At 64.4% G+C, this 17092-nt stretch carries 18 protein-coding genes; 12 read left to right on the forward strand and 6 right to left on the reverse strand.

Annotated elements, in window-relative coordinates:
* The first annotated feature begins 92 nt into the window (after positions 1–92).
* The 10 genes from HNP49_RS10915 (at position 93) to HNP49_RS10955 (ending at position 7747) form a co-directional block, all read left to right on the forward strand.
* Positions 93–998 (forward strand): prenyltransferase, encoded by a 906-nt coding sequence (locus HNP49_RS10915; RefSeq protein ID WP_184683178.1) that lies wholly within the window; start codon positions 93–95, stop codon positions 996–998.
* Positions 999–1162: 164 nt separating this feature from the next.
* Positions 1163–1291: a hypothetical protein gene (locus tag HNP49_RS18655; RefSeq protein ID WP_260407137.1), complete on the forward strand. Its 129-nt coding sequence runs from the start codon at positions 1163–1165 to the stop codon at positions 1289–1291.
* 163 nt (positions 1292–1454) lie between these two features.
* Positions 1455–2162 carry a YebC/PmpR family DNA-binding transcriptional regulator gene (locus HNP49_RS10920; protein WP_184683180.1) on the forward strand — a complete coding sequence of 236 codons (708 nt, stop codon included), beginning with the start codon at positions 1455–1457 and terminating at the stop codon, positions 2160–2162.
* A gap of 3 nt (positions 2163–2165) precedes the next feature.
* Entirely contained in the window at positions 2166–2390 is a 225-nt protein-coding gene (locus tag HNP49_RS10925; protein ID WP_184683182.1) for a hypothetical protein, read from the forward strand.
* A gap of 58 nt (positions 2391–2448) precedes the next feature.
* The gene (locus HNP49_RS10930) at positions 2449–3156 is read left to right on the forward strand and encodes an endonuclease (RefSeq protein ID WP_184683184.1); all 708 of its coding nucleotides are present in this window, start codon (positions 2449–2451) and stop codon (positions 3154–3156) included.
* Positions 3157–3281: 125 nt separating this feature from the next.
* A complete protein-coding gene (locus HNP49_RS10935; RefSeq protein ID WP_184683186.1) occupies positions 3282–3611 on the forward strand; it encodes a DUF2025 family protein in 330 nt (109 codons plus the stop codon).
* 128 nt (positions 3612–3739) lie between these two features.
* On the forward strand, positions 3740–5488 hold the full coding sequence (locus HNP49_RS10940; RefSeq protein ID WP_184683188.1) for an amidohydrolase family protein: 1749 nt from the start codon (positions 3740–3742) through the stop codon (positions 5486–5488).
* Positions 5489–5552: 64 nt separating this feature from the next.
* Positions 5553–6263, forward strand: a complete 711-nt coding sequence (locus HNP49_RS10945) for an rRNA pseudouridine synthase (RefSeq protein ID WP_184683190.1) — start codon at positions 5553–5555, stop codon at positions 6261–6263.
* A 63-nt stretch (positions 6264–6326) separates the two neighbouring features.
* The gene (locus HNP49_RS10950; RefSeq protein WP_184683192.1) at positions 6327–6788 is read left to right on the forward strand and encodes a DUF1456 family protein; all 462 of its coding nucleotides are present in this window, start codon (positions 6327–6329) and stop codon (positions 6786–6788) included.
* Between the two features lie 77 nt (positions 6789–6865).
* Complete coding sequence (locus tag HNP49_RS10955; RefSeq protein ID WP_221445183.1) at positions 6866–7747, forward strand: transporter substrate-binding domain-containing protein; 882 nt, start codon at positions 6866–6868, stop codon at positions 7745–7747.
* A 7-nt stretch (positions 7748–7754) separates the two neighbouring features.
* On the opposite strand, the gene HNP49_RS10960 is transcribed toward HNP49_RS10955, so the two are convergent.
* The 4 genes from HNP49_RS10960 to HNP49_RS10975 form a co-directional block, all read right to left on the reverse strand.
* Entirely contained in the window at positions 7755–8615 is an 861-nt protein-coding gene (locus HNP49_RS10960; protein ID WP_184683194.1) for a hypothetical protein, read from the reverse strand.
* Positions 8616–8751: 136 nt separating this feature from the next.
* On the reverse strand, positions 8752–10305 hold the full coding sequence (gene ahpF / locus HNP49_RS10965; RefSeq protein WP_184683196.1) for an alkyl hydroperoxide reductase subunit F: 1554 nt from the start codon (positions 10303–10305) through the stop codon (positions 8752–8754).
* A gap of 135 nt (positions 10306–10440) precedes the next feature.
* A complete protein-coding gene (gene ahpC, locus HNP49_RS10970) occupies positions 10441–11004 on the reverse strand; it encodes an alkyl hydroperoxide reductase subunit C (protein ID WP_184683198.1) in 564 nt (187 codons plus the stop codon).
* Between the two features lie 134 nt (positions 11005–11138).
* Positions 11139–12101 carry an NAD(P)H-quinone oxidoreductase gene (locus HNP49_RS10975; RefSeq protein ID WP_184683200.1) on the reverse strand — a complete coding sequence of 321 codons (963 nt, stop codon included), beginning with the start codon at positions 12099–12101 and terminating at the stop codon, positions 11139–11141.
* A 132-nt stretch (positions 12102–12233) separates the two neighbouring features.
* Here HNP49_RS10975 and HNP49_RS10980 point away from each other — a divergent pair, with 132 nt between their 5' ends.
* Positions 12234–14315, forward strand: coding sequence for a carboxy terminal-processing peptidase (locus HNP49_RS10980; RefSeq protein ID WP_184683202.1), 2082 nt, complete (start codon positions 12234–12236; stop codon positions 14313–14315).
* 86 nt (positions 14316–14401) lie between these two features.
* Positions 14402–16150, forward strand: a complete 1749-nt coding sequence (locus tag HNP49_RS10985; RefSeq protein WP_184683204.1) for a bifunctional diguanylate cyclase/phosphodiesterase — start codon at positions 14402–14404, stop codon at positions 16148–16150.
* 12 nt (positions 16151–16162) lie between these two features.
* On the opposite strand, the gene HNP49_RS10990 is transcribed toward HNP49_RS10985, so the two are convergent.
* Complete coding sequence (locus tag HNP49_RS10990) at positions 16163–16636, reverse strand: sel1 repeat family protein (protein ID WP_184683206.1); 474 nt, start codon at positions 16634–16636, stop codon at positions 16163–16165.
* Positions 16633–16998, reverse strand: coding sequence for a hypothetical protein (locus HNP49_RS10995; protein WP_184683208.1), 366 nt, complete (start codon positions 16996–16998; stop codon positions 16633–16635). Before HNP49_RS10995 ends, HNP49_RS10990 begins: the two co-directional genes overlap by 4 nt.
* Between the last annotated feature and the right edge of the window lie 94 nt (positions 16999–17092).

Below are 17092 nucleotides of genomic sequence, written 5' to 3' on the forward strand. Positions count from 1 at the left end.
TGCATCAGACCCGCCGCAAAAGCCGGCGGCCGACTCTGGACAGGCTCGCAGGCAGCCGCCTACCATCCCGCTAATCGCTCGATGGGAACCGCATGCCTCCGCTCTCGGCCCTGCTCGGCATAGCCCGAGGCCCCTTCCTTCTGCTCAGTCTGAATACCGTGCTGCTGGCCGTCGCCCTGGCCTGGCCTGGCCACGGCATGAGCGCCGAATTTCTCGGCGAAGCGCTGCTGGTGCTGCTGGCGGCGCTGGCCGCGCATGTCAGCGTCAACGCCTTCAACGAACACCACGACTTTCGCAGCGGCCTCGACCTCAGCACGCAGCGCACGCCCTTCAGCGGCGGCAGCGGCACTCTGCCCGGCAACCCGCAACTGCTCGGTGCCGCGCTGTGGCTGGGTATTCTCAGCCTGGCGGTGACCCTCTCAATCGGCGCCTATTTCGTTCTCACCAGCCCGGCCTGGCCGGCGCTGCTGCTGATCGGCGGTCTCGGCTGCGCGCTGATCCTCGCCTACACTCCCTGGCTGACCCGCAAGCCCTGGCTGTGCCTGTTCGCCCCAGGCCTGGCCTTCGGCCCGCTGATGCTGATCGGCGGCCAGTTGGCTCTGAGCGGGCAAACCAGCGCCTCAGCCATGCTGCTCAGCCTGGCGCCGCTGTTTCTCGGCAACAACCTGCTGCTGCTCAACCAGTTGCCGGATATCGACGCCGACCGCCAGGTCGGTCGCCTGACCCTGCCCATGTGCCTGAGTCCGCACGCCATCCTCATCGTGCTCGGCCTGCAGTGGACCCTGGCCCTGCTGCTGCCGGCACTCCTGGCTCTGTTTGGTCTGTGCCCGTCCGGCGTGGCGCTGAGCCTGCTGCTCGCCCCTCTGGCCCTGTGGACCGCCAGGCGCTGCCATGAGGCACAGCTGCAGATCCCGGCCCTGCTGCCGGCCATGACCGCCAACGTCGCCATGACCCTGCTCCTGCCAGTACTGCTGGCTATCGGCCTGCACCTGAACTGACGCGTACTGGACTGGCCTACCCCCACCGTCCGTCCCGCGGCCCGCCACAGCCACCCAGCGGGGCTACGCTGACAGAACCAGCCTGTGTTGGCCGTTGCCGCCTTGGAGGTGCCCATGGTTGTGAACTGTGTAGCCCAACCACCCTTACCCCGAGGATCGCAACCATGAGCAAAAGCCAGGACTCCCACAAGGAAGCCAAGAAAAAGCCGCTGAAATCGGCCCACGACAAGCGCATGGCCAAGCGCGAGAAGAAGCAGAACCAGACCCTGCTGGGCAGCCATTCCACCCATTGAAACAGCCCGCGGTGACGCCGGCGGCCCGGCGTCACCGCACCATCTCCTCCCCACTCGCTTTGCCGGGTGCCAGCCGGCGCCAACCTCGCTAGAATCTGCCCCCTGAATCCCGCGCAAAGCACAGGGCTTTGTGCTTCCAGATGAAGTCAGCGAGAGAAACGCCATGGGCGCCCAGTGGAAAGCCAAACCGAAAGAAGCCGCCGCCAACGCCAGAGGAAAGATCTTCGGCAAACTGGTGAAAGAAATCATGGTCGCCGCGCGTAACGGCGCCGATCCGGACATGAACCCGCGCCTGCGTCTGGCCGTGCACCAGGCCAAGAAGGCCTCGATGCCCAAGGACACCCTGGAGCGCGCGATCAAGAAAGGCTCCGGCCAGTCCGGCGAAGTGGTCAACTTCGAGCGTACCCTGTACGAAGGTTTTGCTCCGCACCGCGTGCCGCTGATCGTCGAGTGCCTGACCGACAACATCAACCGCACCGTGGCGGAAATCCGCGTGCTGTTCCGCAAGGGCCAGATGGGTGCCGCCGGCTCCGTGGCCTGGGACTTCGATCACCTCGGCATGATCGAGGCCGAAGCGACCGGCGCCGATTCCGACGTCGAACTGGCCGCCATCGAAGCCGGCGCCCAGGACTTCGAAGCCGCCGGTGAAGACGGCCTGGCGATGTTCTACACCGAGCCGACCGACCTGGACGCCGTGAGCAAGGCGCTGCCGGAGTTCGGCTTCGCCGTACACTCGGCCAAGCTCGGCTACAAGGCGAAGAACCCGGTCAGCCTGTCAGGCGCCGAACTGGAAGAAGTCGAAGCCTTCCTCGAAGCCCTGGACAACCACGACGACGTGCAGAACGTCTACGTCGGCCTGGACGCTCAGTAAGTCGTGAGCCGTCAGCAATTCCATCAGGAGCACGCCGTGCGCGCCCGCGCCGAAGCGCTGCGCCTGCTGGAACAGCGCGAGCCCCTCGGCCCGCGCTGGCTGGCCTGGGTCGCCACCGAGCTGTATGCACTCAAGCCGCCAGAGTTCGCCAGCATGGTGCGCCGCGAGCTGGAACGCCTCAGCAGCGCCCAGAACCTGCACGGCACAGCCTCCTCAAGTCTGCACTGAGGCCTTGGCAACCCCCCGCACACAGCTATGATGCGGCGCTTTTGCCGGGATGCCGTAGATGCCCTCGCGTTACCTCCTGCTCCTTACCCTGCTGATCGGCAGTCTGGGGCCCTGTTACCCGGCGCAGGCCACCCCGCCGCGCACCTTCAACGAAGCCAAGAAGATCGCCTGGCGCCTGTACGCGCCGCAGTCGGTGGAGTTCTATTGCGGCTGCCGCTACCAGGGCAACCGCGTCGACCTGGCCAGCTGCGGCTACGTGCCACGCAAGAACGGCAAGCGCGCCGCCCGCATCGAGTGGGAACACATAGTCCCGGCCTGGGTCATCGGCCATCAGCGCCAGTGCTGGCAGGACGGCGGCCGGCAGCATTGCGCGCGCAGCGACCGGGTCTACCAGCGCGCCGAGGCCGACCTGTTCAACCTGGTGCCGAGCATCGGCGAGGTCAACGGCGACCGCAGCAACTACCGCTTCGCCTGGCTGCCGCAACCCCCCACGCAGTACGGCGCCTGCCCAATGGTGGTCGACTTCAAGGCCCGCAAGGCCATGCCCCGGGCCAAGGTGCGCGGCATCATCGCCCGCACCTATTTCTACATGAGCGACCGCTATGCGCTGCGCCTGTCCCAGCAGGAACGCCAGCTGTTCAGCGCCTGGAGCCGGCAGTACCCGGTCAGCACCTGGGAACGGCAGCGCAACCAGCAACTGGCCTGCGTGATGGGCTGGGGCAACCCGCATGTGGGGCCGATCGATCTGGCCCTCTGCCCGCGCTAAGCACCTGCTCTGACAGCCGGCGCGACGCCGCGCCGCAGGCGGCAACGCGCGGCTTATTGATCCGGCTCAAGGTTTGCCCGTGATGCCTCTCTAGCATGCCTGATCAGTCATCCAGAGGACCCGCCATGAGCATCACCTCCGCCACCATTTGTGCCGCCGCCGACCAGCTGCAGGGCCTGGTTGGTTACAACGCCAAGACCGGCCAGTACATCGTCCGCTTCAGCGAGGACTCCTTCGGCAAGGATGTTCCCGACGACCGCATCGTTCCGGCCTGCGAATTCGTCTGGAAGCCGCTGCTGGGCAACCTGATGACCCTCAGCCGCGAGCGCCTGCAGCTGCTGATCGAGCAGAACGTCGATGACCGCCTGCAGATCAGCGAGCCGCTGCGCCTCTACCTGCGCCGCCAGGACCTGCCGGAAATCAAGGCCGAGCGTTACCTGCGCCAACCAGCCTGAAGCCCCCTGAAAAACCTCCTGCCCGGTGGCTGACCGAATCAGCCGCCAGCTGTGCCACTTTGCCGCTGGTCATCGGCCAGCGCCACCCTATGCTTGTACGTTCGTACAACTATGGGGGAGCGCCACGCATGTTCGACGTCGTGATCAACAACGGTCTGTTCTTCGACGGCCTGGGCAACCCCGGCGCGCTGCGCCATCTGGGTATCCGCGACGGCAAGCTGGTCACCCTCAGCAGCGAGCCGCTGGACACCCAGGGCTGCCCGCAGGTGATCGACGCCCAGGGCTGCTGGGTCATGCCCGGCTTCATCGACATGCACACCCACTACGACGCCGAACTGGTGGCCGCCCCGGCGCTCAAGGAATCGGTGCGCCACGGCGTGACCACGGTGATGATCGGCAGCTGCTCGATAAGCATGGTGCTGTCGGCACCCGAGGACTGCTCGGACCTGTTCACACGCGTCGAGTCGGTGCCACGCGAGCACGTATTGCCGCTGCTGCGCGAACACAAGCAGTGGTCCAGCGCCCGTGAATATGCCGATTTCCTCGACCGCCATCCGCTGGGCCCGAACGTGGCCTCCTTCCTCGGCCACTCCGATCTGCGCGTGGCGGTGATGGGCCTGAGCCGTGCGGTGGATGCCAACATCCGGCCCAGCGCCAGCGAACTGCAGCGCATGCAGCAGTTGCTGGATGAAGCCCTCGACGAGGGTCTGCTTGGTCTGTCGAGCATGACCAACCCCTGGGACAAGCTCGACGGCGAGCGCGAGCGCTCCAAGTCGCTGCCCTCGGTGTACGCGCCGTGGCGCGAATACGCCGCCCTCAACCGGGTGCTGCGACGCCGCGGGCGCATCCATCAGGGCGCGCCGAATCTGGTGACCAAATACAACGTGCTGGCCTTTCTCTGGGCCAGCCTCGGCCTGTTCCTGCGCAAGCCACTGAAGACCACGCTGATCACCCTGATGGACGTCAAGACCGATCCCTGGCTGGCCAGGCTGCTCGGCCCACTGACCCGCTGGTTCAACCGTCTGGGCCAGGGCGACTTCCGCTGGCAGACCCTGCCGGTGCCCTTCGAAACCTATGCCGACGGCATGGAATTCGTGGTGTTCGAGGAGTTTCCCGCCGGCGAGGCCGCCCTGCACCTGGCCAGCCACGACCTGCGCAGCGAACTGTTCAAGGACAGCGACTACCGCCGGCGCTTCCGTGAAGACGTCGACAAGCGCTTCGGCCCGCGCGTCTGGCACCGCGATTTCGACGATGCCTGGATAGTCGCCTGCCCGGATGCCAGCGTGGTCGGCCACAGCGTCGGCGAGCTGGCCAGAGCGCGCAGCAAGCATCCCGGCGACCTGTTCCTCGATCTGCTGGTCGAGCACGGACCGCACCTGCGCTGGCGCACGGTGATCGCCAACCACCGCCCCGAGGTGGTGGAAAAACTGGTGGCCGAACCCAGCACACTGATCGGCTTTGCCGACTCCGGCGCCCATATCCGCAACATGGCCTTCTACAACTTCGCCCTGCGCCTGCTCAAGCTGGTGCGCGATGCTGAGCAGCGCGGCCAGCCGGTGATGCCGCTGGAACAGGCGGTGTGGCGTGTCACCGGCGAACTGGGGCAGTGGTTCGGCGTCGATGCCGGCACCCTGCAACTGGACCGGCGTGCCGATGTGGTGGTGGTCGACCCGACTCGCCTGGACGACAGCCTGAGCCAGTACCACGAGGCGCCGATGGAGGCCTTCGGCGGCCTGCAACGCATGGTCAACCGTGGCGATGCCGTGCGCGCCGTGCTGATCAACGGTCAGTTGGCGTTCGATGGCGAGCAGTTCAACGAGCAGCTCGGCCAGCAGCGCGGCTTCGGCCAGTTCCTGCGCGCCAGCGTGACCGCCTGACGATAAGCCCGGCAGGGACTGTCCCGGCCGGGTACAATGGCTGCCCTTTTTCCAGGTCATCACCATGTCTGAAGCCATCCGCCTGTCCAAACGCCTGGTCGAACTGCTCGGCTGCTCGCGCCGCGAGGCGGAGCTGTACATCGAGGGTGGCTGGGTCACGGTGGATGGCGTGGTGGTCGATGCGCCGCAGTTCATGGTGCAGGCACAAAAGGTCGAACTGCTGCCCGACGCCGTGGCCGCGCCGAGCGATCCGGTCACCCTGCTGCTCAACCAGCCGCCCGCGCAGCATTCCGAACAGGCCCTTGGCCTGATCACCCCAGAGAGCCGCTGGGCCGAACAAGCCAGCGATGTGCGCACGCTGAAAAGCCACTTCGCCCGCCAGCAGACCTGCCTGCCGCTGCAGGCCGGTGCCAGCGGCCTGCTGGTGTTCACCCAGGACTGGCGCACGCTGCGTAAGCTCAACGACGATGCGGCCAAGCTGGAACAGGAATACATCGTCGAAGTCATCGGCCAGATCGCCACCGACGGCCTCAAGCGTCTGGGTCAGGTGCAAACCATCCGCGGTGAGGTGCTGCCCAAGGTCAAGGCCAGCTGGCAGAACGAAACCCACCTGCGCATCGCCCTGAAGAACCCCAGCCCGGCAATTATCGTGCGCCTGTGTGACAGCGTCGGACTCAAGGTCACGGCGATGAAGCGCATCCGTATCGGCGGCGTGGCCATGGGCAAGCTGCCGGTCGGCCAGTGGCGCTACCTTGGCGCCAACGAGCGCTTCTGACCTTTACGCGCCCAACTTTCGCTACCCCATTTTTCGCTTCAGCGCCTTTTCCAGGACACCTGCATGCTTCCCAACGATACTCTGCGCAGCCTGCGCTACCTGCTCGACATTACTGACGCCGAACTGGCCGCCATCGCCCAGTTGGCCGATGCCAACATCAGCACGGAAGCCATCGCCGCTTACCTGCGCAATGACGACGAAGAGGGTTTTCAGCCCTGCAGCGACGAGGTGCTGGCCGATGTACTCGACGGTCTGATCGTCCATCGCCGCGGGCGCGACGACAGCCGTGCGCCACAGCCGCTGGAACTGCCGTTGAGCAACAACACCATCCTGAAGAAACTGCGCGTGGCCTTTGAACTCAAGGAAGAGGACATGCACGCCATCCTCGACGCCGCCGAGTTTCCGCTGTCCAAGCCCGAACTCAGCGCCCTGTTCCGCAAGCCCGGCCACCACAACTACCGGCCGTGCGGCGACCAGTTGCTGCGCAAGTTCCTCAAGGGTCTGACCCTGCGCCAGCGCGGCTGACCGGCGCCACGGCCAAGGCCGCGCCGAAGCGGCCCGGGCATACTGCACCACTCGCCCCACGCCAAGGATCTGGCCACGTGCACACAGGTCTAACCCGCTGCCTCGCTGTTGCCCTGCTGATCCTGCTTCTGCAGCCGGCCAGCCACGCCCTGGCCGACCACAGCCTGCGCTACCCACGGCCACTGCCAGGCCACGAGCAGCGCAACAGCTACATCATGGCGCTGCTGCAACTGACGCTGGACAAGGCCGGCAGCCACCTGCGTCTGCAACCTTCCGAGCATTACATGGAGCAGCGCCGCGCACTGCGCGAGCTGCAGCTGGGCCGCAGCGTTGATGTGGTGTGGGCCATGACCAGCCGCGAACGCGAAACCCAGCTGCTGCCGATCCGCATCCCGTTGGACAAAGGCCTGCTCGGCTGGCGCCTGGCCCTGGTCAAGAAACAGGCGCGCACGCCTCTCGGCGCCATCCATGATCGCCAGGCCCTGCACAGGCTGCGTGCCGGCCAGGGGCATGACTGGCCGGACAGCCAGATCCTCGCCCACAACGGCCTGCCGGTCATTACCAGCGCCAGTTACCCCAGTCTGTTCCGCATGCTTGAAGCCGGTCGCTTCGAGTACTTCCCGCGCTCCCTGCTGGAAATCTGGGACGAGGCGGCGCAGCCGCAGAACGCCCGCCTGGAAATCGATCGTCACCTGCTGCTGGTCTATCCGACGGCCTCGTACTTCTTCGTCAGCCCAGGCAATACGCGCCTGGCCGACGAACTACAAAGCGGCCTGGAGCAGGCGTTGACCGACGGCTCGTTCGATCGTCTGTTCTACACCCATTACGGGGACGCCCTGCAGCGCGCACGCCTGAGTGAGCGCCAGCTGATCGAGCTGGATAACCCGCTGCTGCCGCCGGACACACCCCTGCAACGCGCCGAGCTGTGGCTGAGTCGTGAACAGCTGCTAAAGCCCTGACAAACAATTAATCGCGCTTGCGCCCGGAGTTCCAAGGCGCATTCAGCCAATCACGTACGCGCGGCAACAGGCCGGCTTCCTCCTTCTCAGGAGCCTCGCTGGTCACCGACGGCACAGGCGCTGCTGGCAACTCCGCCTCGCGGCTGTCGTCGCCATGAGCCGGTGCGGCCTCCGCCACCTCGATATCCTCGATGGCTACCGGCAACTCGCTGAGGCTGAGGCCGGCCTGGATATGTGCCAGGTTTTCCGCCAGGGACTGATCCAGAGCCTGGTACATCGCGCGCTGCGCGTCCGAGCACGCCGGATTGGCCAGCAGTTGGGCGACATCGCCGCGCATGCCGGTGATGTGGGTGCACACCTGCTGGCGAATCACCTGCTCGCGAGCATCGACCTGCTGCAGACGCTGCTGGATGGCAAGGCGCGGCAGCGGCAGGTGCAGGGCAGCCACCACCTCGCCACGCTTGGCCAGCAGGGCACGCAGGGCGATGGCGGTACGCGCATTGCGGTTGAAGGTATTGACCTGCGGATGGATGGACTCCAGCTGATCCAGCTGTACCTGCGGATCATCCACCAGCTGCAAAGCCAGACGACTGAGGTTGAGCAGGCTATCGCTGACCAGACCATCGAGATTGAACACCGCGGCGCGCAGTTCGGCATCGCTGAGATTACGCACCCGCTGGCGAATCACTTCCACCGAGCGCAGCTCCGAGGTGGACAACTGCAAACGGCTGCCACCCAGCAGCAACACCGCCTCCAGCGAGCTATGCAGTCGCTCAAGGCTGATCACCAGTTGGGTCAGGCCAAGCAGCACTGCCCGCTTCTTCTCGATCAGGGCAATCTGCGCAGCAAGGGATGAGGCAGCAGACACGGTGCAACTCCACAGCAAGGATTGGCCAAGCGTACACCGAGTGCCGCTTCGGGCCTATGCGTAGCGACGTCGCAGAAACGCCGAGGGCGGGCTGGTTCGCACCAGTCCGCCCTCGGTTTGCCTTGCAGCGAGTTTACTAGCTGCGGATCAGGTGATCGAAGGCACTCAGCGAGGCCTTGGCCCCCTCGCCCACGGCGATGACGATCTGCTTGTACGGCACGGTGGTCACGTCACCGGCGGCGAACACGCCGGGTATATTGGTGGCGCCCTTGGCGTCGACGATGATCTCGCCGAAGCGGCTCAGCTCCACGGTGCCCTTGAGCCAGTCACTGTTGGGCAGCAGACCGATCTGTACGAAGATGCCTTCCAGCTCGACGGTATGCAGCGCCTCGGTGGTGCGGTCCTTGTAGGTCAGCGCGGTGACCTTCTGGCCGTCGCCGACCACTTCGGTTGTCTCTGCGCTCTTGATCACGGTGACGTTGGGCAGGCTGTACAGCTTCTTCTGCAGCACGGCGTCGGCACGCAGGGTGTCGGCGAACTCCAGCAGGGTCACATGGCTGACGATGCCGGCGAGATCAATCGCCGCTTCCACACCGGAGTTGCCGCCACCAATGACCGCCACGCGCTTGCCCTTGAACAGCGGGCCGTCGCAGTGCGGGCAGAAGCACACGCCCTTGGCCTTGTATTCCTGCTCGCCGGGCACGCCCATCTCGCGCCAGCGCGCGCCGGTGGAGAGGATCACGGTCTTGGCCTTGAGGCTGGCGCCATTGTCGAACTTCACTTCGTGCAGGCCACCTTCGGCGCTGGCCGGAACCAGCGCGGAGGCGCGTTGCAGGTTCATGATGTCGACTTCGTATTCACGCACGTGCTCTTCCAGGGCGCGCACCAGTTTCGGCCCTTCGGTTTCCTTCACCGAAATGAAGTTCTCGATGGCCATGGTATCGAGCACCTGACCGCCGAAACGCTCGGCGGCGACGGCCGTGCGAATGCCCTTGCGCGCGGCGTAGATAGCCGCCGCAGCGCCGGCCGGGCCGCCACCGATGACCAGCACATCGAAGGCTTCCTTGGCGCTCATCTTCTCGGCATCGCGGTTGGCGGCGCCGGTATCGATCTTGGCGAGGATTTCCTTCACTTCCATACGACCGGAAGCAAAGGCTTCGCCGTTCAGGTAGATGCTCGGCACCGCCATGATCTGGCGACGCTCGACTTCTTCCTGAAACAACGCGCCGTCAATCGACACGTTGCGGATGTTGGGGTTGAGCACCGCCATCAGGTTCAGCGCCTGGACCACATCCGGGCAGTTCTGGCAGGACAGCGAGAAGTAGGTTTCGAACTCGAACTTCCCTTCGATGCTCTTGATCTGCTCGATGGTCTCCGCGTCCAGCTTGGACGGATGGCCACCGACTTGCAGCAGGGCCAGTACCAGCGAGGTGAACTCGTGGCCCATGGGGATACCGGCGAAGGTAATGCCGATATCGGCGCCCGGACGGTTCAGAGCGAAGGACGGACGGCGTGCATCGCTGCCATCGGTCCGCAGGGTGATCTTGTCGGTCAGGCCGACGATGTCGTTGAGGAGTCCGAGCAGCTCCTGGGATTTCTCGCCGTCATCGAGGGAAGCAACGATCTCGAACGGCTGGGTGACCTTCTCGAGGTAGGCCTGCAACTGGGATTTCAGAGTGGCGTCCAACATGACGGGTTTCCTCAAAGCAAATTTCGGACAAACAAACGCCCGGACGGATCGCGCCCGGGCGTTCGGGCACTTGCGGCTGGGTCTCAGCCGGCAAAGCGCTAGGCGGTTGGGGCCAAAATGGCCCCAGGCAGATATTTAAATCTTACCTACGAGGTCCAGCGACGGAGCCAGGGTCTTCTCGCCTTCTTTCCACTTGGCCGGGCACACTTCACCCGGGTGGGAAGCGGTGTACTGGGCAGCTTTCAGCTTGCGCAGAGTCTCGGAAACGTCACGGGCGATTTCGTTGGAGTGGATTTCCACGGTCTTGATCACGCCTTCCGGGTTGATCACGAAAGTGCCGCGCAGAGCCAGACCTTCTTCCGGAATGTGCACGCCGAAGGCGTTGGTCAGCACGTGAGTCGGGTCGCCGATCAGCGGGAACTGGGCCTTGCCGACAGCCGGGGAAGTCTCGTGCCATACCTTGTGCGAGAAGTGGGTGTCGGTGGTCACGATGTAGACCTCGGCACCGGCCTTCTGGAACTCGGCGTAGTTGTTGGCGGCGTCTTCGATCTCGGTCGGGCAGTTGAAGGTGAATGCTGCCGGCATGAAGATCAGTACCGACCACTTGCCCTTCAGGGACTGCTCGGTGACTTCAATGAACTTGCCGTTGTGGAAAGCATTGGCCTTGAACGGCTGAACTTGAGTGTTGATCAGAGACATCTGTGAACTCCTTGTGAGGGTTGAAATGTGCGGTTGAAAGTTGACGGGGAGGATAATAGGCCCCATCAGCTTTCTTGGCCCATTGATTGAAACGATGACGGTGATTGGTTCTGCCAATCACCGCCAGCGGGTGATCAGCTCAGGCTATCGTCGAGGCACAACACCAGCTTGCCTGCCACCTGATTGCTGGCGAGCTTAGCAAAGGCAGCCTCCGCCTCGGTAGCCGGATAGACCTGTTCCAGTTGTGGCGTGAGCTGTCCTCGGGCAAACAGCGGCCAGACTTCACGCGCCAGTTCGCTCATCAGCTCGGCCTTGAAGGCCTCGTCGCGGTTGCGCAGCGTCGAGCCCGTCAGCTGGATGCGCTTGCCCAGCAGCAGCGCCATGTCCAGCTGAGCCTCGCGACCGCCCATCAAGCCGATATTCACCCAGCGCCCGTCCAGCGCCAGCAACTGCAGATTGAGCGCCGCATAAGCCCCCCCGACCGGATCCAGAATCACGTCGAAAGGCGCGAAATCGCGCAGATCCTGCAGGTTTTCACTGCGCAGCACACCGCCACGAGCGCCCAACTTCTGGCAATGCTGCAGGCGCTCGGCCGAGCCGACACTGACCCAGCATGGATTACCAAACGCCTTGCACAGCTGGATGGCCGCGCTGCCAACGCCACTCGCACCGGCATGCAGCAGCACCTTCTCACCTGGGCGCAAGGCCGCCAGGCGGTACAGATTGAGCCAGGCGGTGGCATAAACCTCCGGCAATGCCGCCGCTTCCGCCAGGCTCAGGCCTTCGGGTACCGGCAACACGTGCTGGGCATCGACCACCACCTCCGAGGCCATGCCGCCTCCGGCGAGCAGCGCACAGACCCGCTCTCCCACCTGCCAGTTGGCACCGGCACCCACTTCACTGATGATTCCGCTGCATTCCAGCCCCAGCGCCTCGGGAGCCCCGGGCGGCGGCGGATAGTGCCCGGCCAGTTGCAGCAGGTCAGCCCGGTTTAGCCCGGCTGCCGCCACTTTGATCCTGACCTGCCCCGCCGCCAGTGGTTCGCCGGGTTGTTCCTGCCAGTGCAACTGGCCCTTGACGCCTTGCAATGCCTTCACAGTGCCCCCATAGTTCCTGTTGTCCCCGGTGCCGACTGGAAAGTCGGACGAGTCGTCGCAGGACGCGACAACCCCGGCCGACATTCTCTGCGGCCCACTATGCGGCAAGCCCGCCACGACGTCGAATTCAGCATGAAGCGCATCCTCACCCGTTCCACCCTGTCACTCGTTCTCAGCCTGAGCAGTCTGTCGCTGTGGGCCAGCCCCGGCACGACCAACTGGGACTACCTGGAGCCCGACCGCGAGCAGGTGATCGCCAGCCTGAATGTGGTGGAGCTGCTCAAGCGTCACCACTACAACAAGCCACCGCTCAATGATGCGCGCTCGCAGATGATCTACGAGAGCTATCTGAAGCTGCTGGACCCGGCGCGGATGTACTTCACCGCCGCCGATATCCAGGAGTTCGATGCCTGGCGCCTGCGTTTCGATGATTTTCTCAAGAGCGGCGACCTGCAACCAGGCTTCACCATCTATACCCGTCACCTCGAGCGCCTGAGCGGGCGTATCGAATACACCTTGGGCCTGCTCGGCCAGGGCGTCGACAAACTCGATTTCAGCGTCAGCGAACGCCTGGAAACCGATCGCGAGAAGGCCCCCTGGGCCAAGGACATCGCCGAACTGGATGCCTTCTGGCACAAGAAACTCAAGGACGAAGTGCTGCGCCTGAAGATTGCCGGCAAGGAGCCCAAGGCCATCGAGGAGCTGCTCACCAAGCGCTACCAGAATCAGCTCAAGCGCCTGAAGCAGACCAAGGGCGAGGACGTGTTCCAGGCCTACATCAACGCCTTTGCCCAGACCTACGACCCGCACACCAACTACCTGTCGCCGGACAACGCGGAAAACTTCGATATCAACATGAGCCTGTCGCTCGAGGGTATCGGTGCCGTGCTGCAGAACGACAACGAGTACGTCAAGGTGATGCGCCTGGTGCCGGCCGGTCCGGCGGAAAAGAGCAAGCAGCTGCACACTTCCGACAAGATCGTCGGCGTCGCGCAGGGCAACCAGGAAATGGTCGACGTGATCGGCTGGCGCCTGGACGAAGTGGTCAAGCTGATCCGTGGCCCGAAAGGCTCGCTGGTGCGCCTGGAAGTGATCCCGGCGAGCAACGCCCCGAGCGACCAGACCAGCCGCATCATCAGCATCACCCGTGAGGCGGTGAAGCTGGAGGAGCAGGCCGCGAAGAAGTCGGTACTCAAGCTCAACCACGACGGCCGCGATTACAAGCTCGGAGTCATCGAGATTCCCGCCTTCTATCTGGACTTCAAGGCCTATCGGGCCGGCGATCCGGAATACAAGAGCACCACCCGCGACGTGAAACGCCTGCTCGGTGAGCTGGAAAAGGAAAAAGTCGACGGTGTCGTCATCGACCTGCGCAACAACGGCGGCGGCTCCCTGCAGGAAGCGACCGAGCTGACCGGGCTGTTCATCGATGAGGGCCCGACGGTGCTGGTCCGCAACAGCGACGGACGCGTCGACGTACTCAATGACGAAGACAGCGGCGTGTTCTACCGCGGCCCGCTGGCCGTGCTGGTCAACCGCCTGTCCGCTTCGGCCTCGGAGATTTTCGCCGGCGCCATGCAGGACTATCACCGCGCCCTGATCATCGGCGGCCAGACCTTCGGCAAGGGCACGGTACAGACCGTGCAGCCGCTCAACCATGGCGAACTGAAGCTGACGCTGGCCAAGTTCTACCGCGTATCCGGGCAGAGCACCCAGCATCAGGGCGTGCTCCCGGATATCGCCTACCCGGCCATGGTCGACACCCAGGAAATCGGCGAAAGCGCCCTGCCCGAAGCCCTGCCGTGGGACAGCATCCGTCCGGTGGTGAAACCGGTCAGCGATCCGTTCAAGCCCTTCCTCAGCGAGCTGACAGCCCGTCATGAGGCGCGCACTGCCAGCGACCCGGACTTTGTCTTCACCCGCGAGCGTCTGGCTCTGGCTCAGCGCCTGATGAAGGACACCAGCGTACCGCTGCAGGAGAGCGAGCGACGCCAGCTGCAAGTGAGCATCGAGCAGCAGCAACTGGCCCTGGAAAACACCCGACGCAAGGCCAAGGGCGAAGAACTGCTCAAGGAAATCAAGAACGAAGAGGACGAGGACGCCGCCGCTGCCGAGCCGGACAAGTCGACGCCGGAAGACGACGCCTACCTGGCCGAAACCGGCAAGATCCTCATCGACTACCTCGGGCTGTCCAACAGCCTGGCCAAGCACTGACTTGTCATCAGACAGTCATATCGCTGCGCTGAAATGCGGGGGCCGGTCATACCGGCCCCCGTTTTTTTTCGCCTGCGGATTGCATCATGACCGTCACCGAGCAGCTCAGCGCGCTGCAGCAGATTCTCGCCAGTGGCGAGCTGCACACGCTCTTCCAACCCATAGTGTCGCTATCGGAACGGCGCATCCACGGCTATGAAGCCCTCACCCGCGGCCCCTCGAACAGTCCCCTGCACTCGCCGCTGACGCTGTTCGCCGTGGCCCGCCATGCCAGTCGTCTGAGCGAACTGGAGCAGGCCTGCCGCCGCAATGCCTGCCTGCGCTTCGACAACCTCAAGCTGGACGGCAAGCTGTTTCTCAACGTCTCGCCGGAATCGCTGCTCGACCCAGGCCATCAGCCAGGTCGCACCCGGCGCCTGCTGCAGGACCTGGGCATCGCCCCGGACCGCGTGGTAATCGAGCTGACCGAGCAATCACCGACCGAAGACTTCAGCCTGCTCGACAACGCGCTGCACCACTACCGCGCCATGGGCTTCTCCATCGCTCTCGACGACCTCGGCGCTGGCTATTCCAGCCTGCGCCTGTGGTCAGAGTTGCGCCCGGACTATGTGAAAATCGATCGTCACTTCATCGACGGCATTCACCAGGATGCGGTCAAGCGCGAGTTCGTCGAATCGATTCTGAAGATGGCCCGCGCCTCGCGTGCCCAGGTCATCGCCGAAGGCATCGAGCTGGCCGAGGAGCTGGCTGTGCTGGTGGAGATGGGCGTCGACCTGGTACAGGGCTACCTGCTGTGCCGCCCCCAGGAAAAACCACCGCGCGAAATCGCCGGCCTGCTGCCACTGCTGAGTGCCAGCCAGTCGAACCTCGGCGAAGACACTGGCGACCTGCAGGCTCTGCTACTGGAACAGCCGGCCGTCGATCAGCACACGCCGATTGCCGGCGTACTCGAAGCCTTTCGCGCCCAGGCCAACCTCAATTCCCTGGCCGTGCTCAATGAAGCCCTACAGCCGCTTGGCATCATTCATCGGCATAGCCTGTCCGACGCTCTGCTCAAACCCTTTGCCACCGACCTGCTGGCACGCAAGCCGATCAGCCGCCTGATGAGCAGCGACTACCTGGCCGTGGAGATCAGCCAATCCCTGCAACAGGTCAGCCGCCTGCTCACCAGTCGAGCGCGTCAGCGCATCGAGGAAGATTTCATCATCACCCGCCAGGGCCAGTACTGTGGCCTGGGTCGGGTGATCGACGTACTCAAGCTGATCACCGAGCGCAAGATCCAGCAGGCGCGTCACGCCAATCCGCTGACCCTGCTGCCGGGCAACGTGCCGATCCAGCAATGCTTCACGCGTCTGCTGGAGCAGAGCCGCGATGCCGTGATCTGCTACGTCGATATCGACAGTTTCAAGCCGTTCAACGACCTGTATGGCTATGCCCGCGGCGATGAAGTGCTGCTGTGCCTGGCGCAATGCCTGAGCGAGGCGGTAGATCCCAGCCGCGACTTCGTCGGCCATATCGGCGGTGATGACTTCATGCTGGTGCTTGGATCGGCCGACTGGCGCGCCCGGCTGAACCGCCTGCTGGAAGACTTCCAGAGCCAGTGCCGGCGCTTCTACAAGGCCGAGGATCTGCTGGCCGGCTGCTTTATCGCACGCAACCGCCAGGGACAACGCGAAGAATATCCGCTGCTGTCGCTGTCGCTGGGAGTGGTGAAGTTAAGTGGTGCAGCCTGTGAAACGCTCGATGCCGGCCAACTCGCCAGCCTGGCGTCGGAAGCCAAACGGCAGGCCAAGGCAATTCCGGGTTACAGCCTGCACGTGATCCAGGCAGCCTGAACGCACAGGGCTCTAAAGGCCCAGCTCGTTAGCTCGCTGTTGCCAACGCTCGGCGGCCTGCGTGTCGGCGGACAGGTTGCCCTGTCCACAGCGGTACAGTTCAGCCAACTGATGGGCTGCCAACGCATGCCCTGCCTGGGCAGCCAACGCCCACCAGTGCGCGGCTTGCGCGGCATCGGCGGCTTCTTGCACATCGCCGGCCAGCAACTGTCGGCCAACCTGATAGGCCGCCTTGGCATCCCCCGCCTCTCCCGCGGCCCTGAGAAGGCGCAAGGCTTCGCCGCGCATGCCAAAACCCTGGCCGCGAAACAGCAGCAGATGGCCATAAAAAGACTGCGCCTCGACATGCCCAAGGGCCGCCATGCGCGCATATTGTCCCTGCATCCAGGCCCAGGCTCGTGGCTGGGCAACCAGCCAGCGCCAGGCAAACAGACGGCGTGCAACCCAGTAACCACAGATTGCCTTTAGATGCCACCAAGCCTTCATGCCGCCTCTCGATAATCGAATTCGAACACCCGCGCCACCTCGGCCGCATGCCAGGCGGCGGCAGCCAGGCCATCGACCGGCCCCTGGAAACGCCCGAGGCGTACCACGCACTCGAAGAAGCCCGGGCGTGGCAAACGGCTGGCCCCCTGGCTGATCACCAAAGCGCTGCGCAGCGGCCGCTGGGCACGCGCATCGAGAGCCGCCAGGTGTTCAAGAGCCGCCGTCAGGGTCTGCATGGCCGGGGTCGGCAACTGGAGACGCTCGACCAGCGCCCGATAGGTCAGAAGGTGGCGCTGACGACGGGCATCATCCAACTCATTGAGCAGGGCCTGCCAGTGCTGGCGACTGATGCGTACGCTCATGCGTCGCCCCTCCGCCATGCTCCAACACGATCACGCGCTACTGCGTTCATGCCTCTACTCCCTGTACCTCGGCGTCATTCAAGCCTGCATGTTA

Source organism: Pseudomonas fluvialis, assembly GCF_014207935.1.
GTDB classification, from domain to species: domain Bacteria; phylum Pseudomonadota; class Gammaproteobacteria; order Pseudomonadales; family Pseudomonadaceae; genus Aquipseudomonas; species Aquipseudomonas fluvialis_A.

What these genes read in the sequence shown, in the direction of transcription:
- HNP49_RS10915 (WP_184683178.1), top strand. Translation starts at nt 93, where the DNA reads ATGCCTCCGCTCTCGGCCCTGCTCGGCATAGCCCGAGGCCCCTTCCTT.
- HNP49_RS18655 (WP_260407137.1), top strand. Translation starts at nt 1,163, where the DNA reads ATGAGCAAAAGCCAGGACTCCCACAAGGAAGCCAAGAAAAAGCCGCTG.
- HNP49_RS10920 (WP_184683180.1), top strand. Translation starts at nt 1,455, where the DNA reads ATGGGCGCCCAGTGGAAAGCCAAACCGAAAGAAGCCGCCGCCAACGCC.
- HNP49_RS10930 (WP_184683184.1), top strand. Translation starts at nt 2,449, where the DNA reads ATGCCCTCGCGTTACCTCCTGCTCCTTACCCTGCTGATCGGCAGTCTG.
- HNP49_RS10935 (WP_184683186.1), top strand. Translation starts at nt 3,282, where the DNA reads ATGAGCATCACCTCCGCCACCATTTGTGCCGCCGCCGACCAGCTGCAG.
- HNP49_RS10940 (WP_184683188.1), top strand. Translation starts at nt 3,740, where the DNA reads ATGTTCGACGTCGTGATCAACAACGGTCTGTTCTTCGACGGCCTGGGC.
- HNP49_RS10945 (WP_184683190.1), top strand. Translation starts at nt 5,553, where the DNA reads ATGTCTGAAGCCATCCGCCTGTCCAAACGCCTGGTCGAACTGCTCGGC.
- HNP49_RS10950 (WP_184683192.1), top strand. Translation starts at nt 6,327, where the DNA reads ATGCTTCCCAACGATACTCTGCGCAGCCTGCGCTACCTGCTCGACATT.
- ahpF (WP_184683196.1), bottom strand. Translation starts at nt 10,305, where the DNA reads ATGTTGGACGCCACTCTGAAATCCCAGTTGCAGGCCTACCTCGAGAAG.
- ahpC (WP_184683198.1), bottom strand. Translation starts at nt 11,004, where the DNA reads ATGTCTCTGATCAACACTCAAGTTCAGCCGTTCAAGGCCAATGCTTTC.
- HNP49_RS10980 (WP_184683202.1), top strand. Translation starts at nt 12,234, where the DNA reads ATGAAGCGCATCCTCACCCGTTCCACCCTGTCACTCGTTCTCAGCCTG.
- HNP49_RS10985 (WP_184683204.1), top strand. Translation starts at nt 14,402, where the DNA reads ATGACCGTCACCGAGCAGCTCAGCGCGCTGCAGCAGATTCTCGCCAGT.
- HNP49_RS10990 (WP_184683206.1), bottom strand. Translation starts at nt 16,636, where the DNA reads ATGAAGGCTTGGTGGCATCTAAAGGCAATCTGTGGTTACTGGGTTGCA.
- HNP49_RS10995 (WP_184683208.1), bottom strand. Translation starts at nt 16,998, where the DNA reads ATGAGCGTACGCATCAGTCGCCAGCACTGGCAGGCCCTGCTCAATGAG.